The sequence below is a fragment of the Christensenellaceae bacterium genome, assembly GCA_031260975.1.
GTDB lineage: Bacteria > Bacillota > Clostridia > Christensenellales > UBA1242 > JAISKJ01.
This window is the reverse complement of the sequence record JAISKJ010000003.1, coordinates 265,555-285,764: the sequence shown is the minus strand read 5'-3', so window position 1 is coordinate 285,764 and position 20,210 is coordinate 265,555. Positions and strand designations below refer to the sequence as shown.

At 41.2% G+C, this 20,210-nt stretch carries 19 protein-coding genes; all 19 read right to left on the bottom strand.

All coding sequences use genetic code 11. The features are described from left to right. Positions 1 to 47: 47 nt before the first annotated feature. Positions 48 to 2,147 carry a ferrous iron transport protein B gene (gene feoB, locus LBN07_01930; protein ID MDR0850223.1) on the bottom strand — a complete coding sequence of 700 codons (2,100 nt, stop codon included), beginning with the start codon at positions 2,145 to 2,147 and terminating at the stop codon, positions 48 to 50. Further along, positions 2,144 to 2,365: a ferrous iron transport protein A gene (locus LBN07_01925; protein MDR0850222.1), complete on the bottom strand. Its 222-nt coding sequence runs from the start codon at positions 2,363 to 2,365 to the stop codon at positions 2,144 to 2,146. Before LBN07_01925 ends, feoB begins: the two co-directional genes overlap by 4 nt. A gap of 136 nt (positions 2,366 to 2,501) precedes the next feature. Then, positions 2,502 to 3,230 carry a hypothetical protein gene (locus LBN07_01920; protein ID MDR0850221.1) on the bottom strand — a complete coding sequence of 243 codons (729 nt, stop codon included), beginning with the start codon at positions 3,228 to 3,230 and terminating at the stop codon, positions 2,502 to 2,504. Between the two features lie 65 nt (positions 3,231 to 3,295). Then, positions 3,296 to 3,991 (bottom strand): hypothetical protein, encoded by a 696-nt coding sequence (locus LBN07_01915; GenBank protein MDR0850220.1) that lies wholly within the window; start codon positions 3,989 to 3,991, stop codon positions 3,296 to 3,298. A gap of 136 nt (positions 3,992 to 4,127) precedes the next feature. After that, positions 4,128 to 4,571 carry a transcriptional regulator NrdR gene (gene nrdR / locus LBN07_01910; protein MDR0850219.1) on the bottom strand — a complete coding sequence of 148 codons (444 nt, stop codon included), beginning with the start codon at positions 4,569 to 4,571 and terminating at the stop codon, positions 4,128 to 4,130. 109 nt (positions 4,572 to 4,680) lie between these two features. Continuing rightward, positions 4,681 to 5,145, bottom strand: a complete 465-nt coding sequence (locus LBN07_01905; GenBank protein ID MDR0850218.1) for a YlmC/YmxH family sporulation protein — start codon at positions 5,143 to 5,145, stop codon at positions 4,681 to 4,683. A gap of 223 nt (positions 5,146 to 5,368) precedes the next feature. Then, positions 5,369 to 6,139, bottom strand: coding sequence for an RNA polymerase sporulation sigma factor SigG (gene sigG, locus LBN07_01900; protein ID MDR0850217.1), 771 nt, complete (start codon positions 6,137 to 6,139; stop codon positions 5,369 to 5,371). 122 nt (positions 6,140 to 6,261) lie between these two features. Further along, positions 6,262 to 6,957: an RNA polymerase sporulation sigma factor SigE gene (sigE, locus tag LBN07_01895; GenBank protein ID MDR0850216.1), complete on the bottom strand. Its 696-nt coding sequence runs from the start codon at positions 6,955 to 6,957 to the stop codon at positions 6,262 to 6,264. Beyond that, complete coding sequence (locus LBN07_01890; GenBank protein ID MDR0850215.1) at positions 6,958 to 7,725, bottom strand: sigma-E processing peptidase SpoIIGA; 768 nt, start codon at positions 7,723 to 7,725, stop codon at positions 6,958 to 6,960. Positions 7,726 to 7,818: 93 nt separating this feature from the next. Beyond that, positions 7,819 to 9,024: a cell division protein FtsZ gene (gene ftsZ / locus LBN07_01885; protein MDR0850214.1), complete on the bottom strand. Its 1,206-nt coding sequence runs from the start codon at positions 9,022 to 9,024 to the stop codon at positions 7,819 to 7,821. Positions 9,025 to 9,037: 13 nt separating this feature from the next. After that, entirely contained in the window at positions 9,038 to 10,219 is a 1,182-nt protein-coding gene (locus LBN07_01880; GenBank protein ID MDR0850213.1) for a hypothetical protein, read from the bottom strand. A 240-nt stretch (positions 10,220 to 10,459) separates the two neighbouring features. Further along, positions 10,460 to 11,419, bottom strand: coding sequence for an FtsQ-type POTRA domain-containing protein (locus LBN07_01875; GenBank protein MDR0850212.1), 960 nt, complete (start codon positions 11,417 to 11,419; stop codon positions 10,460 to 10,462). A gap of 7 nt (positions 11,420 to 11,426) precedes the next feature. After that, the gene (gene murA / locus LBN07_01870) at positions 11,427 to 12,686 is read right to left on the bottom strand and encodes a UDP-N-acetylglucosamine 1-carboxyvinyltransferase (protein ID MDR0850211.1); all 1,260 of its coding nucleotides are present in this window, start codon (positions 12,684 to 12,686) and stop codon (positions 11,427 to 11,429) included. Positions 12,687 to 12,731: 45 nt separating this feature from the next. Continuing rightward, positions 12,732 to 13,826: a putative lipid II flippase FtsW gene (gene ftsW, locus LBN07_01865; protein MDR0850210.1), complete on the bottom strand. Its 1,095-nt coding sequence runs from the start codon at positions 13,824 to 13,826 to the stop codon at positions 12,732 to 12,734. Next, a complete protein-coding gene (gene murD, locus LBN07_01860) occupies positions 13,819 to 15,159 on the bottom strand; it encodes a UDP-N-acetylmuramoyl-L-alanine--D-glutamate ligase (protein ID MDR0850209.1) in 1,341 nt (446 codons plus the stop codon). Before murD ends, ftsW begins: the two co-directional genes overlap by 8 nt. Continuing rightward, complete coding sequence (gene mraY, locus LBN07_01855; protein ID MDR0850208.1) at positions 15,156 to 16,139, bottom strand: phospho-N-acetylmuramoyl-pentapeptide-transferase; 984 nt, start codon at positions 16,137 to 16,139, stop codon at positions 15,156 to 15,158. Before mraY ends, murD begins: the two co-directional genes overlap by 4 nt. Further along, on the bottom strand, positions 16,136 to 17,575 hold the full coding sequence (locus tag LBN07_01850; GenBank protein MDR0850207.1) for a UDP-N-acetylmuramoyl-L-alanyl-D-glutamate--2,6-diaminopimelate ligase: 1,440 nt from the start codon (positions 17,573 to 17,575) through the stop codon (positions 16,136 to 16,138). Before LBN07_01850 ends, mraY begins: the two co-directional genes overlap by 4 nt. Before the next feature lie 141 nt (positions 17,576 to 17,716). Next, positions 17,717 to 19,567: a PASTA domain-containing protein gene (locus LBN07_01845; GenBank protein MDR0850206.1), complete on the bottom strand. Its 1,851-nt coding sequence runs from the start codon at positions 19,565 to 19,567 to the stop codon at positions 17,717 to 17,719. A gap of 36 nt (positions 19,568 to 19,603) precedes the next feature. After that, positions 19,604 to 20,200, bottom strand: a complete 597-nt coding sequence (locus LBN07_01840; GenBank protein MDR0850205.1) for a hypothetical protein — start codon at positions 20,198 to 20,200, stop codon at positions 19,604 to 19,606. Between the last annotated feature and the right edge of the window lie 10 nt (positions 20,201 to 20,210).

Sequence of the window (20,210 nt, the reverse complement as noted above, 5' to 3'; positions counted from 1 at the left end):
ATTGCAACCCGCAAGGCACGACAATTCTAACTGTCACTGCAAGGTGCCTACTTACTTCTCTTAACATTGCACCTGTCGCAGTTCTTGCAATATCCGCAGGTTTTTTTACTGACAATTTTTTTTATTACAAACCAAATACTTAGCGCTACCACAATCGCACCCAAAACACCGAATATCATAACCCCTCCAAAATTTATGAACAATCTGCCAACATTATATACCACCAAACATATACTGTATGCCACCGCCAACTGAAGCAATGCGCTGAAAGCTGCCATATTAAAGCCTATTTCTCTTTTCATAACACTGAAGGTTGAAAGGCAAGGGCAATAAAGAAGCACAAAAATCATGCAAACAACTGCCGTAAGCGGGTCAAAATGTATAACTGACGCCGAGCTTAATATAGTTGCTCCCACCATGGCGTTAAAATTTACGCTGCTTGGCACATTGTTTATTATAGCAATTGAGCTTACTACCATTTCTTTGGCTACAATCCCCACAAGCAGACTTACGGCAATTCCCCAATTATTGAGCCCGATTGGGGCAAGGAGCGGTGCCACGATTTCGCCAATCGTCTGAAGCATACTTTTGTGTGTGGTGCCCACAATATACTCAAAGCTGAACGAAAAGCTCTGAAGCAGCCAAACAATTATGTTCAGCGCCAGCAAAAATGAACCTATTCTTATTATAAATATCTTGGAGTTTTGCCATATTGCCCCCAGAACTCTGCGGAACCTAATCATCCGATAGGGCGGAAACTCCAGCATAAAACTGTCGGTTTTGCTTTTCAGCATTGTTTTTTCTAAAATCACAGACAAAAGCAGCGCCACAATAACACCCAAAAGATAGAGACCCATCACCACAAAAATGTTGCCCACGCCAAAAAAGCATCCGCCTAAAATTGCATAAAGCGGGAGCTTTGCGCTGCAGCTCATATAAGGCGTTATCATAGCAGTTTTAATTTTGCTATTTTTATCTTCAAGGTTGCGGCTGGTTATTACAGCGCTTGTAGCACAGCCAAAACCCATAAGGAGCGTAAATACACTTTTGCCGCTAAGCCCCACCTTTTTGAAGATATCTTCCAGCGAAAAGGCCAGGCGGCTTAAATATCCGCTGTCTTCAAGAATAGTCAGAAACAAAAACAGCAGTACAATCTGCGGCAAGAAGCTAAGCAGACCGCCTACTCCCGACATTATACCTGAGCTTACCATATCAATCACCCACAGCGGAGCTTCATGGTCCACCAGCCAGGCATTTATGGGTATGCCTAAGAATTTATTTATAGATGACTTAATAAACCTTGAACACGCCTGCCCCGGATAAGAAAAGGTGATAAAAAATATAACTCCCAATATCAAAATAAATATGGGCAAAGCCAAATATTTATTGAGAATAATTTTGTCTATTTTATATTTTCCGACACACTTTTTTGATTTTATTACACACTGACTGACGACTTTGTCGATATATTCATATCTCAGTCTTGCAATGTATCCTATGTCAACATCATCTAAAATACGGTCTATTTGACGGGTCTGTTCAGGGCTCAGGTGTAGCCTGCTTTTTATAGTTTCATCACATTCAATCAGCTTAATGGCACAGAAATTTGGGTTTAAACCGCTATTGTTGGCATTTAGCTCAATTATCGCCCTCAGTTGCTTAATGGTCCTGTCACTTAAATACGGTAGCAAATACTCACTTTTGCCCTGTTTTATATCAAGCGGATTATCAACTACTCTCACTCCAAGTACGCTCATAAGCTTGGTTTTGTCTATTATCGTGCCGCGCTTACCGGCCTCCTTAGCAAAGTTAATATACAACGAAACATTCAGCCCCGCCTCCAAAAGCTGAAGCAAAAAATAGAGATTGCGCCCCAACATATTAGCATCAAGTATATTTACAAAATGGGCGTCATAGCTGCTTAAAATATAATCTATGGGGACTTGTTCATCCTCACCTAAGGCGCTCAAAGCATATAACCCCGGAAGGTCAACAACATCCAGCGTATCCACGCCCTTTTTTATGCGCTTGTGTTTTATTTCTACGCTCACCCCGTGCCAATTTCCCACATGAAGGGAGCTGCGGGTGATTTTGTTAAACAAGCTTGTCTTTCCCACATTCGGGTTGCCCGTCAAAACAATTTTCATACCCTCACCCTTATGTTTTTAAGTATCCGTGCTCTAAGGCTCAAAAGAGCGCCTCTTATTTCTATAAGATATACTCCCTTAAGGCTTGATATCTTGTCAATCTTTACTGTTGCCCCCAAAAAACCTAAGTCACAAAGCCTGCGTTTCACTTTGGGCTCTCCCTCAATTTCCACTACCATATAAGGCACACCAACCTTACCTTCACTCAAACTTATCATACCATATTATATTTACATGCTAAATATTTCATGAAAAACTAATAGACTTATTCTTAATAATTATGTAGGTGTTTCAGTATGCCTCGATGTGGTTTTAAAAAGAAAAACACCAAAACTTAGTTTTGATGTTTTTTGATTAAAAAGCATGCGCTTGCGGAGTTTCGGTTTTGTGTGCTTTTATATGCGTATTGTCTTTAGAAGTTCCCGCCATCCACTGAGCAACACTAATATCACTCTCTTTAACTTTATTGTGTATGTGCGGCAATCCGAATTTTGGCATACCTTCAATTTCCATTCGCTGTTCGCTTACCGAAACCAAATCATTGAGCACTTTTATGACGGATGTATTCGCCAAAGTTTTTATACCTTCATCGCCTTCGTCCTTAGCAGATTTAATCTCCTCTTTAGAGCACACTTCTTTTAAAAACCATTTGGTTTTAAACTCTAGGTTGCTGTTTATATGCGGATTTCCCTCAAATTTCATTATGTTTTTACAAATATCATCACTCTCTATGCCGCTTTGGCCTCTTTTGTAATTTACCGCCCAATCCTTAAACATATCACGCCAACAGTCCTTTCTAACATTACATGCTGCCCTCGAAAACGGATTATTCTTTTTAGTACTCCATTCAAGCACTTGAGAAGCAGTAATTCCGAAGTATGAAAAATCCTTTTTGCCAAGCGATATGGCATTTACCATATTGGCGCAAATAGCTGCTGCCATAAATTGGTCTTTTATAATTGCTTCTTTGCTGTATTTGGGTTTGTTTATGTGTCTTATGTAGTTGCGCACCAAACACATGAGCGACTTCATCGCTTCCTTGCCCGACAAAACATCATCTTCCTTAGAAAAGATTTCTGCCATAAGCTCACCCCCCCCCCTTGTTTTTTTTAGTTTACTAACTTTAAACAATTTATATTATAGTTTAATTAACAACACCACGTTCGCGGCGGAATTGCCGCCTTTGCTTCCACTGTAGTTTCATCAACAGAAACCTCTCCTGCCACTACAGCAATTTCAGGTTCATTACCAGAAAAACCAAAAATAGCAACATCATCTCTAATTTCTTCGTCAAATATCGGATTTCCGGTTATTTCAATACTCCCTACAACCTCAGGCACTTCTTTTTTAACCTCAGGCTTCTTAAAGTTTACGCCTCTTCCAAAACAGTTGCTTCCAATTCCAACCATATCAATTTTCTCCTCTTCTTTCTCAAAATTTTCCAAGCTCTCAGCCTGTTCTATTTTCATATCTTCTTCCAGCTTTCTAAATTCATCCCATCTGGGAGAATATCCGCCGCCAAGAAATTGTGCAGTTTCATCAACATCAAATACCGTTACATGATAAGCAGTCACAGTCCAACTAAGCGGACTTGAAACAAGGGACCGCTCTTGCCTAAAATGATCATAAAAATCACGGGTTTCTATTTTCTTCATAGTTATTATTCTGTGATCACTTTTTACTGACTTTACTTCAAACGGAGCTTCTTTGTTTTCTCTGACATAATTAACTATAAGCCTTTCTACAACCACATCCGCATCAGCCTCGGTTTCAGTTATAATCATTTTATCGGGATCAAAATAATGCATTCCCTTATTAAAAATTTTAAACTGTTTTTGTGCCATTAACTCCCACCTTCTCTCCTGCAACCTATGCATTCTATTTATACCACAGTTTATGTCAAATGTAAATACCCAAAACAAAAAAAATCAAAAATTTCAAGAGTATTTAAACAAAAAATAAAGCAGGGTACTGTCCTGCTCATATTTCGTTTATAAAAGTTTTAAACATGGATATATCCTTAAATTTGCGATAGACTGCCGCAAATCTTACATAAGCTATTTCGTCAAGGGGCTTTAACCCCTCCATAACCAGCTCACCGATATAATTGCTTGAAACTTCCTGATCAAGGCTATTGGTGATTTTCTTTTCTATACCCGTCACAACATCCTCAATCTGCGAAAGTGTTATAGGGCGTTTTTCACAGGCCTTAATTATGCCTCTCTTAATCTTCTGAACATCAAACGGCTGTCTTGAGCCATTGCTCTTAATCACCAAAATAGGAACACTTTCCACCGTCTCATAGGTAGTAAAACGCTTTCCGCACTTAAGACACTCTCTGCGCCTTCTGATCGAATTAGAATCTTCGGTTGACCGCGAGTCTATAACTTTACTTTCTTCAAATCCGCAAAAAACACATTTCATAGGCAGGCCCCTCCCCCACGTATATTGCTAAACTTGTTTTGATTATACAACATATCGAGGTTTTGCGCTAGCATTTTTGAGCATATTGCCAATTTTTGTATTATTGACTTTATTTATTCAAAAAAATGTCATCTTTTCCATCGTTTGTTTCATAGTCACCTATATAATAATTGGGACTACTGCCCTTTTCCATAGTATTTTTTATGTTAGGGTTTGTGTTTGGTTTATTTGTAGCCGTAACATTTTCATAATCTTGCGGGTTCTGATATTGCCCCGCGGGGGAACCAAGCGTTTTAGCATCGTTTAATACCTTTATGCGCTTATGCCTCGAAGGCAGGTTATGCACCTCTACCAAAACTACGTCTTCCCCTATTTTACAAATGTTGCAATACGGAATAAAAATTTCTGGCGGGGACTTAAAAAAATTAAAAGACGACCTGCAACCCGGCACAACAAAGCCCAAAATTCTGCTTGTTCTGATATCAAACACAAGATCAATAATATGACCGAGCAGGCTGCCGTCAGCCACATTAATAACATGCTTACACCTCATTTCGCTAAATGAACTTTCCAAAATCCACCTCGCCGTATTATATGCGATTTTTCGCCCGGAAAGAACAAAACATTACATAAAATAACCCGCTTTTTCCCTTTATTATGGATATATAGTAAAAAAACCTGTATGATATGTTTACTTGGACTTTTAGATGTAAGGCAAAATTTTTCACATCTTCTTTGTCTCTTTTGCCGAACAGCTAAAATCCAATAAATATCTAATACAGGTTTAAAACAAAAGTTTAGACTAATGACTTCTTCAACTCACTCAAAGCATTTTTTTCAAGACGACTTACCTGCGCCTGACTTATGCCCACTTCATCACTTATTTCTGTCTGGGTCTTACCCAAAAAATACCGAAGTCTTAAAATCTGCTTTTCGCGCTCACCCAGCTTACCCATAGCCTCTTGCAAAGCTACCTGCTCTATCAAATTTTCGCTGGTGTTTTTGCTGTCTCCAATTTGGTCCATCACCATAGTATCCTCACCATCATTATACACAGGGTCATAAAGCGAAACAGGATCGCTTATGGCATCAAGTGCGCTGATTACATTTATGAGCGGCTCACAAATATCGTTTGCAATATCCTCAAGCCTAGGCTCCTCTGTTTTGTTTGCCCCAAGACGCTCCCTTGACTGCAGTGCCTTATAGGCTATATCCCTTAAGCTTCTGCTCACCCTAACACTGGTGTTATCCCGAAGATACCTTCTTATCTCACCAATAATCATAGGCACAGCGTAAGTTGAAAACTTTACGTTAAAACCTTCGTCAAAGTTTTCCATGGCCTTAATCAAACCTACGCAACCCACCTGAAACACATCATCGACGTTGCTTTTGTGCATGCAAAAACGCTGCACTACACTAAGCACCAAACGCATATTACTGAAAATAAAAAGCTGCCGTGCTTCTCTGTCGCCGGCCTTAAGTCTGACCATAAGCTCAGCTATCTCTTTACCCTTAAGTTTTGGAAGAAGTGAAGTATTAACCCCACAAATAACAACTTTGTTTGCCAAAGGGAACCCTCCATTGAATGGTTTTGTGATATATTCCCCCAAACCCAACAAAATTATACATAAAGACAAAAAATATGCCGGCATAATACCGGCAATAAAAATACATTATTTTTGTTTAAAAATCAACTGATTTCTTTTTTCAGGCGTGTTAGCACCTTCTTTTCTATTCTCGAAATATAACTCTGTGATATCCCCAGCATATCAGCCACCTCTTTTTGAGTGCTCTCTTCATGCTGCTTGAGGCCAAACCTCAAACACATAATCTGCTGTTCGCGTGGGTTCAGCTTTCCGATGGCACACATCAAAAGCTGTTTTTCGGCATTTAGTTCAATGTCTTTGCTCACAATGTCGTTTTCGGTAGCAAGCACATCTGCCAGCAAAAGCTCGTTGCCGTCTTTGTCAAAATTAAGAGGCTCGTCAAGGCTGACCTCCTGTTTGTGTTTGGTGACTTTCCTCAGATACATTAAAATTTCGTTTTCAATACACCTTGAGGCATAAGTGGCAAGCTTAATATTTTTAGTGGTATCAAACGAGCCTACAGCTTTAATAAGGCCGATAGCACCAACCGAAATTAGGTCGTCCATGTCAATTCTGGTATTTTCAAACTTTTTAGCGATATATACCACAAGCCGCAGATTGCGTTCAATCAAAGTGTTTTTAGCACTCTCATCACCCTCACCAAGCTTTATAATAAGCTTGCGCTCCTCTTCAGGCTCAAGCGGCTGAGGAAGAGCTTCTCCCCCACAAATATAGGCTATAAGCAGCTCCAGGTCGGCACCAAATACACGTTTAATAAATTTTATAAGTTTTTTCAGCATTTATACCTCCACATATCTATTAAGCAGACAGTCAAATTCTGCGCCAAAGTTATTAAGGCTCAGACCCACAAGAGCCGTCACGCTTCTACCTTCAACAGTTATGCTCTTAGGTTCAAACACAAAGATTTTGTGACCGCCTGCAATCGTATTACACTCAACATATCTCCCGTCAGCGTGATCGGTTAACTTTCCTTTCATCACACTCTTTGCGTCTACCCCAAAGAGTTTGACAAATGCCCGCAGGTTTATTATCACAATCGGAATACCTGTTTCAGGGTCTTTAAGCCCGTTTCCGCTATCCAAAAAGGCGTTTATTTTTATGGTTTTCTTTACTGTTATAGAAACTTTATAAACAAAATTATGTATGCGTTTTTTTGCATAAAACAGGTTGATAATCTTAACCATAACAACACTAAACAATGCCATTAAGGACGTTCTAAGCCAAATATCGGCTCCTCCCAGCGTGCGGCTCACAAAATCGCCCACTCCAAACAGCACAAACATATGAATTAAATAGACCAAAAAATACAGCAAAAACTGACGCAACTTCAGGTTTGTTGCAATCACACAAACAATGAGACCTGTTAAAATCCGATAGCAAAACAAAAACACTCCGCCAAGGTTTATCACAGGAAAAAAACCGGCAAAACTGCACACAAAAACGCAGGCACTGAGAATGCGCCCCAGATGCATTTTTTGCCTCAGGCTGAAGTTGGTGAGAAGCAACACCGCTATAAAAATAAGTTCACCCACAAAACTCATAACTATATTATATAAAAACGCATTACCATTTTACAAAAAGAAAAAAGACAAGTTTAACATAACCTTGTCTTTTTTTATCGTTTTGCTTTTTACCTCTTCTTAATCTTTTCTAATTCTTCTCAAAAATGGAGGTATACTGCTGTCGTCAACTTTAATACGTGAAGTGGGTTTACCTGTCTCTTGAGGCTCCGCTTCTCTCGTGGGCGTAGCGGGTGAGCCGCCTGCCTTTTCTTCATACAATTTGGGTTTTGCGTTGCCTTTCAGCATCTGTTCATACTTGTCTTTGTCATAGCCGCCAAAGTTGGGGCGGATTTCAGCATCAGCATTGCGGGGCTTTTGTTTTTCTTCTCCGGCACCGTTAAAACCTGTTGCAATAATAGTAATTTCAACCTGCTCCTGCAAACTTTCATCAATGCCCGCACCAAATATAATGTTACAGCTGGGGTCCAGAACCTCACGCACAAGCTCAGCGGCCTCGTTAACCTCGTCAATAGGCAGGTCCAACCCACCCTTAACATTCAAAAGTACGCCTGTTGCGCCTTCAATAGTGGTTTCAAGAAGAGGACTTTGAACAGCCTGTTTAACAGCTTCAATTGTCTTGTTTTCGCCTTTTCCATAGCCTATACCCATGTGAGCAAGGCCCTTGTTTTTCATAATGGTCTTAACATCGGCAAAGTCAAGGTTAATAAGGCTTGGTGTTACAATCAAATCACTTATGCCCTGAATACCCTGTCTTAAAACATCATCGGCACATCTAAAAGCTTCTACAATAGGTGTTCCTTTAGGAACAATCTTCAAAAGCTTGTCGTTTGGAATAACAACCAGCGTGTCAACGTATTTTTTGAGCGCGTCAATACCCTTTTCAGCGTTTTCCATACGGCGTTTACCTTCAAAGTTAAAGGGTTTGGTTACAACGGCAATGGTCAGAATTCCCATTTCTCTGGCTATCTGCGCCACAACAGGAGCTGCTCCCGTTCCCGTTCCGCCGCCCATACCTGCCGTTATAAAAGCAAGGTCACAACCTTTTAGCATTTCGGTTACTACCTGTTTGCTCTCTTCGGCGGCTTTAAGCCCGATTTCAGGGTCAGCACCGGCACCAAGACCGCGGGTGAGTTTTTCTCCTATCTGAATGCGGTGAGTGGCCTGGCTCATCAGAAGGGCCTGTTTGTCAGTGTTGATTGCCACAAACTGCGCACTTCTAATACCTGCTGCCACCATACGGTTAACGGCATTTCCTCCGCCTCCGCCTACACCTATTACTTTTATACTTGCTACCTGGTCAATTGGGTTATTTGTGTTATACATATTTCTCTCCTTTTCATCCAAAGATACCTTTGATTGCTTTTATTATTCTTGAACCAAACCCCGATTTTATTTGCTCTTTTTGTCTAAGTGCTGCGTCCAGCAGCCCTAATACTGATGAGAGGTGCGGCTTGTCTATGTTCGGGTCTGATATGTTGACCGGTTCAACCGCTTTACCCATAACTTTGCCCAAATAATCCTTTGCACCTTTAAGATAATTAAGTCCGCCGCCCGTGAGGCTGATTGGAATATAATCAGGATACTCATACTTACATACACTGAGCGACTTTGATATTCCCGCCCCGATAATGTCTATGCGGGCTCTCACTATATCGTTTGCGTTTTTAGCGTTTATCGGAACGACATTTCCGTCAACCATAACTTCATATACGTCTTTTAGCTTGGGCTCTATGCTAAGCACAATCTTGCGCTTGAGCGCTTCGGCCTCGCTGAAACTGATTTTAAGACACTCACTGAGGTCTGCCGTGATATGTCCCCCTCCCATACTGAAGCTGCTCATGCTCAGCATTCCGCTGCCCTTAATAAGACACACGCTTGTGGTAATATATCCAACATCCACCATAATAACATAACGCTCACGCTCGTCCTCATCAAACAAATACTGCATCTGAGCCAAGTCGCTCGAAATATATGTTACGCGGCTGAGCCCCAAATCCCTCACAAAACCGTTAATCAGGTCTATAAAGCCCTTTTCAACCAGGATATATGAAAGACATGCATTAAGCTTTGAGGTAACCTGACCTATAGGGTTGGTCACCGCCTGCCCGTCATCTAAAACATAATATACTGCCGATTGGTTAATAACCGAATGGGTGTTATATTTTGAAAAGTCGCTTGCTCTAAAAAAAAGCTCATCAATATCGCGCTGTTTTATAGTTCGCGCTTTGGGGTAATTCTGCCCCACATTTTTGCAGACGCAAAACAAAAACTCGGTAGGCACACCGATAAAAAGCTCCTTAATTTCGGTTTTACTGTTTCCTTCAGCGTTGCTGATTGCCATACCCATGGCAAGCTTAAGCTCCTGAATTTCCAAAAATTCGCCGTCCATAAATCCAGCGTATTCAGCTTCGCCGCTGCCCATGACCCTAAAGGTGTTGTTAACATCCCTGGTTCCGATAACAACAGTTATCCGCTCTGACCCAAAATCTAAAACTGCAACTTCTTCTTTCTTTGGCATAATACTTCCTTCATTTTTGGCCTTTAAAACTGCCCCGATTAGTATGTGTAGATAGTATACTTTCTAATAGAAATAATGTCAACCCATTTTGAGAAGATTTGAATATTTTTTTATATTTGGCACAAAAAACAATAAAAAGAGGGCTAAAAAATCCCTCTATCAATTTATTATTAAATGACGACAACTAATCGCCTGTGGCTTTAAAATGATAATTATACCGCTTCGCAATAACCAATTGGGTCACAGTGCCGGAACATACACTTTTTTAAGTCCGTTGGGTGAGCCGGCGTCATCAAAAATTTTTATGGTACCCTTATATTCTTCTATTGTGCCGCTGCCCTCAACCTCAATTTGACCGTATTCTTGATTTACGATATATTCAAAAATCTGAAAAGCACTCTGGATTTTATAATCAAGCCTATATGCTGCATTATGAATTTCAATCTTCATTCCGGCTATTGTTATGCTCTTTGGAAGTCCTGTTATCGAGTCAAGAATCGGATTACCGTTTGTGTCATACAAAGGGATATGATCCCGTGTCATCATCCTGAGCATAATGTGTTCACTATTTAAGGTGTCAACCTCAAACACGGCACTTTTAAACACCTGAAGTATTACCTGATTTTTCAGCGCCAGAACTATGTCCAAACTCTTTTGAAGTCCATAATTTAGCTGCGCCGCCACATCAACATTACCTCCCGTCAGTTTCTGCCCTACAATCACACCGGCAGCATCTATGTCAAGACCGCTCACCACAACCGCTCCGAATGGGTCAGGTGTGTCGGTGGTATAAAGCACTTTCATTTCTCCGTCAGTTATGGCATATAGCCCGCTGCTTCCATACGGCACCGCAAACAACTCTTCTCGCTCGTGCACTTTGATTATAATTTTATTTGGGAAATATGTAGTAAGCGTAATTACCTTAAGATAGGGATTATTCTTTTCAAGACTGTTTGTGTATTGTTCTTTTTTGACTAAAAATATATTTTGGCCCATATTAAAATTTGCGCTGTCAATAATACTCTGGGTGTCAGCGGCAGTAAAGTGTTTAAGCGTGTTATAATCGGTTATCAGCTGGTCGTTGGTGTCATAAAACTCCACCCTGACCTCTTTAAGCGTAAAAACCGTTGACGACAGCACAACAATAAGCACCACAAATGCAAAACAGCACAATATTGAAATAAGAACCTTATTTTTCATAATCCTCCTAAGTGTCTGATGTCCTGATTATATCAGCCCCCAACTTTTTAAACTGCCGGTCGAGATGCTCATAGCCACGGTCTATATGCCCCACACCACTAACCACCGTCTGCCCTTTTGCCACAAGTCCCGCTATAGTCAGAGCTGCCCCGCCTCTTAGGTCAGTTGCTGTGACCTCGGTGCCATAAAGCCGGTCAACGCCGCTCACCACTGCCATACGGTCACGCATAATAATTTTAGCTCCCATTTTAACAAGTTCTGGCACATGCTTAAATCTGGTTTCAAAAAGATTTTCCAAAATTACACAAGTGCCGCGGCTGATTGTCTGCAAGACCATAGTTTGCGCCTGAAGGTCAGTCGGAAATCCCGGATAGGGCGAAGTTTCGATATTGCCGAAGCTTTTTAACTTTCCTGTCGATACTATCCTTATTTTATCACTAGTCTGCACTATTTTGCAAGCAGAATTTTTGAATTTTGTAATAAGCGGATATATATGATTAAAGTTAGCATAATTAAGCAAAACATCACCGCCGCAGGAAGCCACAGCGATTATGTGAGTACCGGCTATTATCCTGTCGGCAATAGCGGTATATTCAGTATCATGAAGTCCTTCAACACCAACAATAGTAATAGTACTTGTTCCGGCACCATACACCTTGCCGCCCATAGAGTTTATGAAACCCGCTAGGTCTATAATCTCAGGCTCCTTTGCCGCGTTAAATATGTAGGTTGTTCCCTTTGACAAGACCGACGCCATCATAATGTTTTCGGTGGCGCCGACGCTAGGAAAGTCCAGATGTACAATATCATTTTTAAAATTTCTTGCGTCACACTCTATCATTCCGAAATGCTCGGTTATATCTATATTAAGGTTACGCAGTCCTTTAAGATGTAAATCAATAGGCCTAGCTCCTATGTCGCACCCACCGGGATAAGCTACCTTTGCCTTTTTTAATTTTCCCAAAATCGCCCCCATCAAAAAAATGGAGGACCTTATCTCACCGGCGAGTTTGCCGGGTATTTCATATTTGGTGGCATTCTCACAGTCTATCAAAAGTGTTTGGTCTGTCTTTTGAACCCTGCAGCCAAGTGTAACCAAAATCTCTATCATTTTATTTATGTCACTGAAGTCAGGCACTTTTTTTAGCATTATTTTGCCGCTGTGAAGCATACAGGCTGCGAGAATTGGAAGATAAGCATTTTTCGAACACGGAATATCAAGTTCTCCCTCAAGAGAATTGCCCCCGTTTATAACAAATTTATCCATAATACTCTCCTAGTCCATTTTACGCTTACAGCAATAAATTGGTGACTATTTAGCTTTAACGCCACTGCGGTGAATATTAACAAGCACACCTACCGCTGCCATAAGCACAATAATTGAGCTGCTGCCGGCACTGATAAACGGCAGCGGAAGCCCCGTTGGCGGAATAGCCCCCGTGACAACCGCCACATTAACCAAAACCTGTATTGCAATAAGCGAGGTAATTCCTGCAGCAAGATAGCTTCCAAACCTGTCTTTGGCTGATTTTGCAATTTTTATTCCGCAAATTATAAGCGCCAAAAACAACAAAAGCACAAAGCCCGCGCCCACAATTCCTATCTCTTCGGTGATTATCGAAAATATAAAATCACTTTCAGCAAAAGGTAAAAATAAGTATTTTTGCCTTGACGCAAATAACCCTACGCCAAACAAACCGCCGCTGCCGATAGAGAACAGAGATTGTATCAGCTGATACCCTTCCCCCTGAGGGCTGGCCCATGGGTTAATGAAAGCCATAAGTCTGTCAAGCCTATAAGGCTCAATAATAATCAGCAGCGGCACTAAAACGAGCGCCGGAATGAGTAAAAATGCCATATGCTTAAATTTTATTCCGCCCACAAACAGCATACTGACCAAAACCACTCCGCAGCATATTGTCACCGACATATTGGGTTCCAGCAAAATAAGCGCGCAAAATAAGCTGCCCACAAGCACCACAGGCAGAATTCCCTTAAAGGTCTTGACCTTGTCATAATGCTGACTCAGATGAATTGCCGCAAATATAACAAAACAGAATTTGGCAATCTCACTGCTTTGAATAGTAAAGCTTCCGATTCCAATCCAGCGTTTGGCGCCGTAATTTTCTATTCCCACACCCGGAATAAATACTATAGCCAGCAGAACAAAACCAAGGCCCGCGAACCACCACTTAAATCTCTTTAGCTTGTTATAATCCAAAAAAGACATAATAATAAGCGCCACAACACCCAAAAGCACGCCTATAATCTGTTTAAACAAAAAATAATACTCGTTCCCATAATACACCTGCGCTGAATAACTGCTTGCGCTGTATACAAACACAAGCCCCAGCAGCAGCAGAATTATAGTAAGCGTAATTGTGACAGCCCCTGTGAGCCTATTCATTTGCCCTCACATATTCACAAAACTTCTGACCCCGCTCGGCATATCCGTTAAACTCGTCAAAGCTGGCGCTGGCAGGACTCAAAAGCACAACCTCCCCCGCCTGTGCCTTATTCTTTAAAAGCGTAACCGCATCCTTAAGTGTTTTTACTCTTGTAATTTCGCTAAACTCACCTGCCGCCGCCATAATCTTGTCACCCACGGCGCCCGCTGCTGCAATTCTTATGACATTACTTGGCAAATGCTTAAACAAAAGCATATAATCATAGCCCTTGTCACTGCCACCCAAAATCAGATTTATGGGCTCGGTTATAGCTTTGAGGGCGGCGATAGTAGCACCTATGTTGGTGGCCTTGCTGTCGTTTATGTATGTAACTCCGCCTATCGTATCAACCTTTTCAATTCTGTGATGAGGCAAAACAAATTCACTTATCGCCTGTTTGATATGTATAGGCCTAATTTTATATAGATATGCCATCAAAGCTGCACATAAAATATTTTCCTGATTATGCCGCCCTACAAGCTTAATATCCGACACATTCATAATCTCTATCGGCTTTTTTATGTTTATACATACCTTATCATCTTTTATGTATGCACCAATGCATTCCTTCTCAGTATTAAAATAATATATCTTGCATCGGGTCTTTGGGGCAAGCTTCATGCTGACGGCGCAGTTCTGGTTGAGCACAAGACAATCTTTCTTTTTCATATTCTGCGCAATCTTATACTTTGCCTGAGCATAAACTTTTTTTGTCTTATGGCGGTCTAGATGATCTACATCAATATTGAGGATAGACGCAATCTTGGGCCTGAAGTTTTTGATACTCTCAAGTTGAAAGCTGCTGACCTCGCATACAAAAATATCTTTCTTGGTTTCTTTAGATATCTTATCACATACCGGTACACCCACATTACCCACAACCGAGCACCGTTTTTTTGCCTGATTGAATATGGCCCATAACAGATTTACTGTAGTGGTTTTTCCGTTTGTTCCGGTAACACATAAAAAGTCATTTTTGCAGCTGACAAAGCCCAGCTCGAGCTCGCCCATAATGCGCTTATTTTTTGTTTTTGCATATTTCAAAATCGCGTTGTCTACGCTCACACCGGGACTGAGGATAATCAAATCCATCTCGTCAACCATATCCTTAGTGAGTTTATTTAGCAAAAATATATTATCAAGGCCCTTCACTTTGCCAAGCAAGTTTTCAAACTGTTTGGTGTCATCGTCAAACAAAAAGAAACGGGATTTTTCGCTGTAAAGCAACTTCAACGCCGCCCTTCCGCTTTTACCCAATCCATAAATCAGAATATTGCAATTTTTTAATTTCATATGCCCCCCAAAAGCAGCAAACAAAATAATGCTATCACCGCTGTTATTACTATATATATGGCGACAATCCGGCTTTCATGCACTCCTTTCTTTTCAAAATGGTGATGAAGAGGCGTCATCAAAAACACACGTCTTTTGGTTCGCTTAAAGTGAAGCACCTGAATAATTACAGATATACTCGACAAAACAAACATAAAACCCAATATAGGCACATAAAGCATCATCCCGTTAAAACACGCAAGCGAAGCAAGAAACGCTCCGATTGCAAGAGAGCCCGTGTCACCCATAAATATTTTGGCAGGATAGCAATTAAACATTAAAAAGGCAAACAGACTGCCCACAAGAGCCAGAGAAATCAATATAACATCGCTGTTCATGGTGTGAGTGAGGCCTGTGCCTATATAAAAATAGGTTATAAACGCAAAGCCCAGCAGATACATAAGGCTCACCCCTGAGGCAAGCCCGTCAAGGCCGTCAGTCAGATTTACGCTGTTGGTCAAGGCCAGAAACACAAAAACGATAAGCGGCACCACAAAAAAGCCCAGCTCAATACTCGTGTTGCTAAACGGCAGAATTACACTGTTTTCAATATTTGGATTAAGATAAACAAAAAGTGCTGCTATAATTGCAAGAGATGCTTGTCCGATAATTTTTTGATAGGCCCGCAAGCCCATATTTCGCTTAAACCTTATTTTTATGAAATCATCCAAAAACCCAAGCACGCCAAAACCAAGCCCCAGCGCCAAAATCAAAAAACCAAATGAATAGTTGGTGTTGATAAAAAACAAGCTGGCCAGAACCGTACTTAACACAAAGGCTATGCCGCCCATAGTAGGGGTACCCTGTTTTGCGGTGTGGCTTTCTACATAATGGAGTATATTCTGCCCAAACTTAAGCCTTCGCGACAAAATGATAACAAGCGGAGTGAGTCCCGCACACAACACAAATCCAAACAAAAATACAAAAATGAAATTTGTCATACGCTCTCCTTAGGCCCGCCTTCAAAAAACTCATGTACTACACTTGTATCGCAGAAAGGGTATTTAATCCCCGCTATCTCCTGCGTAGTTTCGGCCCCCTTGCCCAAAATCACCACAGTGTCGCCCGGGTGTGCACTTTTAAGCGCATAAAGAATCGCTTCTCTTCGGTCTGTTATACAAACACACTCATGTGATACACCCGCTTTGATTTGCGCTATTATATCGTCAGGATTTTCGCTTCGCGGATTGTCGCTGGTGATAATTATTTCATCACTCAACTCCGCTACAATTCTGCCCATAATAGGGCGTTTTAAACTATCGCGCTCCCCTCCGCAGCCAAACACAGTCAAAATCTTTCCGTATACAACTTCTTTAACTGCTTTTAATATATTTAGAACACCGTCCGGGCTGTGAGCATAATCAATTACAATAAACACTTTGTCAAACCTTGTTACATTAAATCTGCCATCAACCTGACTGAGGCTGTGAAGTCCTTTTATGACAGAATTATCACTGATACCCATTACATTTGCCGCAGCGGCGGCGGATAACGCATTATAAACATTAAACCTGCCGGCCATATTAATTTTAATATGCAAAGAAGGATTTCCCTCCTTAACTACACTAAAATCACTGCCCTCAAGCGTGCTTTTTGTTACGCTCGCTCTATATTCTCCGCTCATAAGCCCAAAACCGATTTTGTGTGACGGGCAGCTTTTAAAAAAGAGCTTTCCATAAGCATTATCTAAATTAAATATACAAAATTCACAAAATCTGTCAAAAAACTTTTGTTTGGCAGCGGCATAATTTTCCATCGTACCAAAATAATCCAAATGGTCTTGTGTAAGATTGCTAAAAACTCCCATGTCAAACCTGATGCCCTCAAGCTTATCTAGGTCCATCGCATGAGCCGAAACTTCCATCACAACCACCGTGCAGCCGTTGTCATAAGCCTGCCTCAATAATTTGTGCAACACAGGCGGGTCCGGAGTAGTAAGGGTTGCAGGAAGCAGCTTACTTCCCATCATCACACCTGAAGTACCTATAAGACACACCTTATGCCCCGCTGCTTCAAAAATTTGCTTCAGCATAAAGGTTGTTGTTGTTTTGCCATTTGTACCGCATACCCCTATCATCTTAAGCCCTCTGTTTGGGCTTAAATAAAAATCCCGACAAATAGGTCCCATAACCTTTCGCGTGTTCAGCACCCTTATCTGAGGCAATGCTGTGTCTAGAAATCGTTCTACCACAAGCGCCGTAGCACCGCAATTTTGTGCAATTTCTAAATAATCATGTCCGTCGCTTTTAACACCCTTATAACAAAACAGCAGAGCATTTTTGCAATCGTTTGGGTTAAGACTGAGTGCTTTTATACTGACGCTGCCCTCGCCTCTGATTTCACATTCTATATTTTTAATTAAATTTTTTAGCTGCATATCCCCCTCCTCCTTCCCTCGCTCATTTTTCTTAAACTGTGAATAACAAAATTGCTAATGCACAAAAAATTTACATTTTTATTACTTCTTGAACGCTGTAAATTTTTTGAAGTGCACAATTTTGTTATTCACAGTTTAAGCCTACGTCATGACCATAACATCGCTTCCACGGCTAAGAACTGTGCCTGCTCTCGGATATTGGTTTTTAACATACAGCCCTTCGCCGTCAAGCTCCATATAAAACCCCAGATTGTTCAGCAAAATGTTTGCTGCAGACAAACTCATTCCCACGAGATTTGGCACTTCAACACTTGTGGTCGCCGCAGTAGCAGTATTGGGGCATATATTTTTATATTCAAAGATTCCCTCAAATATTTTTTTTGCAAACGGAGACGCAACTACGCTGCCATAATACACACCGTTTCCGGGTTCATCCACGCAAAGAAGTATTGCAAACTGCGGATTTTTGGTTGGATACATTCCAAAAAAGCTTGATACATACTTACCCTGAGCGATTTTGCCGTTTTCATATTTCTGCGCAGTTCCTGTTTTTCCGCCTATATCATAGCCGCTTAAAAAGTCCTGCCCCTCGCCCTTGTTGACCACGTTATACAACAGATAATTTATTGTCTCACTCACCTGCGGACTTATGACCTGCTTCTTTTTGATAGGCATATTCTGCTGAACCTTTACGCCTGCATCGGTATAAATATTGTCAACAAAATATGGCTGATAAAGCATACCGCCATTTACCGCCGCCGTAAAGGCACTCAGCAGCTGCAGCTGAGTTGTGGCCACCGCTTGCCCAAAACCAATGCGCGCAAGGTCAACGGGCTGAATACTTTGCTTTGGCATAATAATTCCGCCGCTTTCACCCAAAAAGTCTACACCCGTAGGAGAACCCAGACCAAAGGCAGTGAGATATTGATATAACTTATCCGCCCCAAGCCTCATTGCCAAATCCATAAACACACAGTTGCACGAATTTCTGACTCCCTCCACCAATGTCTGTGAGCCATGTCCCGTAGTTTTCCAGCACTTTATCTTCTCCCCTGACACAATTCTATATCCCGGGCAATAGAAATACTCATTTACGTTTGTCAGTCCTTCACTCAAGGCCGCTGCCAATGTCAGAATTTTGAAGGTTGAACCCGGCTCATAGATGTCGGTTATCATGGAGTTTTTAGTGTATTCCATAAGCATTTTAACATCATCTCTCGGCAAATTATTGTTGTCAAGCGATGGCGTTTTTGCCATTGAAACAATTCTGCCCTGAGTATCCATAACAATTGCCGAAACCGATTTAGGGTTGTGTTCCGTCATAATTTCGCCAAGCACACCCTCAACAATTTTTTGAATGCTGCTGTCAATATTAAGCTGCAAATTCAGTCCGGCAACAGGTTCAATAAAATATTTTAGCGTATCTTCAATCTCAATACCCTTAACATCACTTTGGTTGAGGACCTTGCCGTCAACTCCCTTTAGAAAAGTGTTATAATATGCTTCAAGCCCCGCCTGCCCCACATTGTCAACTGTAATAAAACCTAAAACCTGACTTAAAAAATTGCCATTATTATAGTTTCTTCCAATATTTTCACCAAGCACTATGCCCTTAAGGCTTTTATCCATAATTATGTGAGCGGTTTCATCGTCTATGTCAAGCTTAATCAAAACCTCACTCACACCTTTATTGGTAACTTTTTTATAAAGGCTTTGATAATCAAGACCTAAAAGAGCGGATAAAAACCGCGTAACTTCTTCGGGATTCTCCACGTTTTTTGCCCGCACATACACGTCATATAAGGTATGGGAGTGCACCAGAGTGCAGCCACTGCTATCTATAATACTGCCACGCTTAGCTGACAGCGGAAGACTACGCACCCATTGAGGTGCTGCCTTAATCATAAGATTGTCACTGTAAATGCCGCCGATTACAAATAGTCTAATGAACAGCGCACAAAAAATAAAGGTTATCAGTAAAACCAATACCAATAACCTCTTTTGTAAACTTAATAATGAGAAATGCATTTAGCCTCCAAAAATACTTGCAATAAAGTTGCATAATGCATCAAACCAGTTTGTGGGCGCACTATATGTTTCGGTAGTCCCGACAGTCACTCCGCCAAGACCCACCGAAGGTATATTTTGCGTCATTCCCAGAGCCTCGGGCGAGATACCATCTATCAGAGCTTCAAGCTCCGTCATCAAGGTATTATACCTTTCCTGCTCAATTACAAGCTCCTGCTGGCTGGCCAATATCTGAGTGTTGTAATTACTGATTGATATTGCATTATATATCAATAATATGCTAAGGAGCGCCAAAATAGACGCCGTAATGGCAACAATAAGCTTGCCTCGCAGATTAAGCTTAAATGCAACCGTCTGTTCGACGGCAGAAATCTGTTTATTTTCATTTATAATAGTCGGAAGCCCCTCGGGCTCATAGACCTCAAGCTCATAAGCCGTCTGCGCCGGAGCCTCTACTTCCATTAAGTCACTGCGCATCTGATTATATGCTTCAGTGCTGGTCTGATTGAAGCGTTCTAATTGCTCTTGCGCAACCTTGCTGACGCTTTCCATTTTGGATATGTTTGCCTGGTCTATATCATATGTGCTTTTTAACATTAAAACGCCT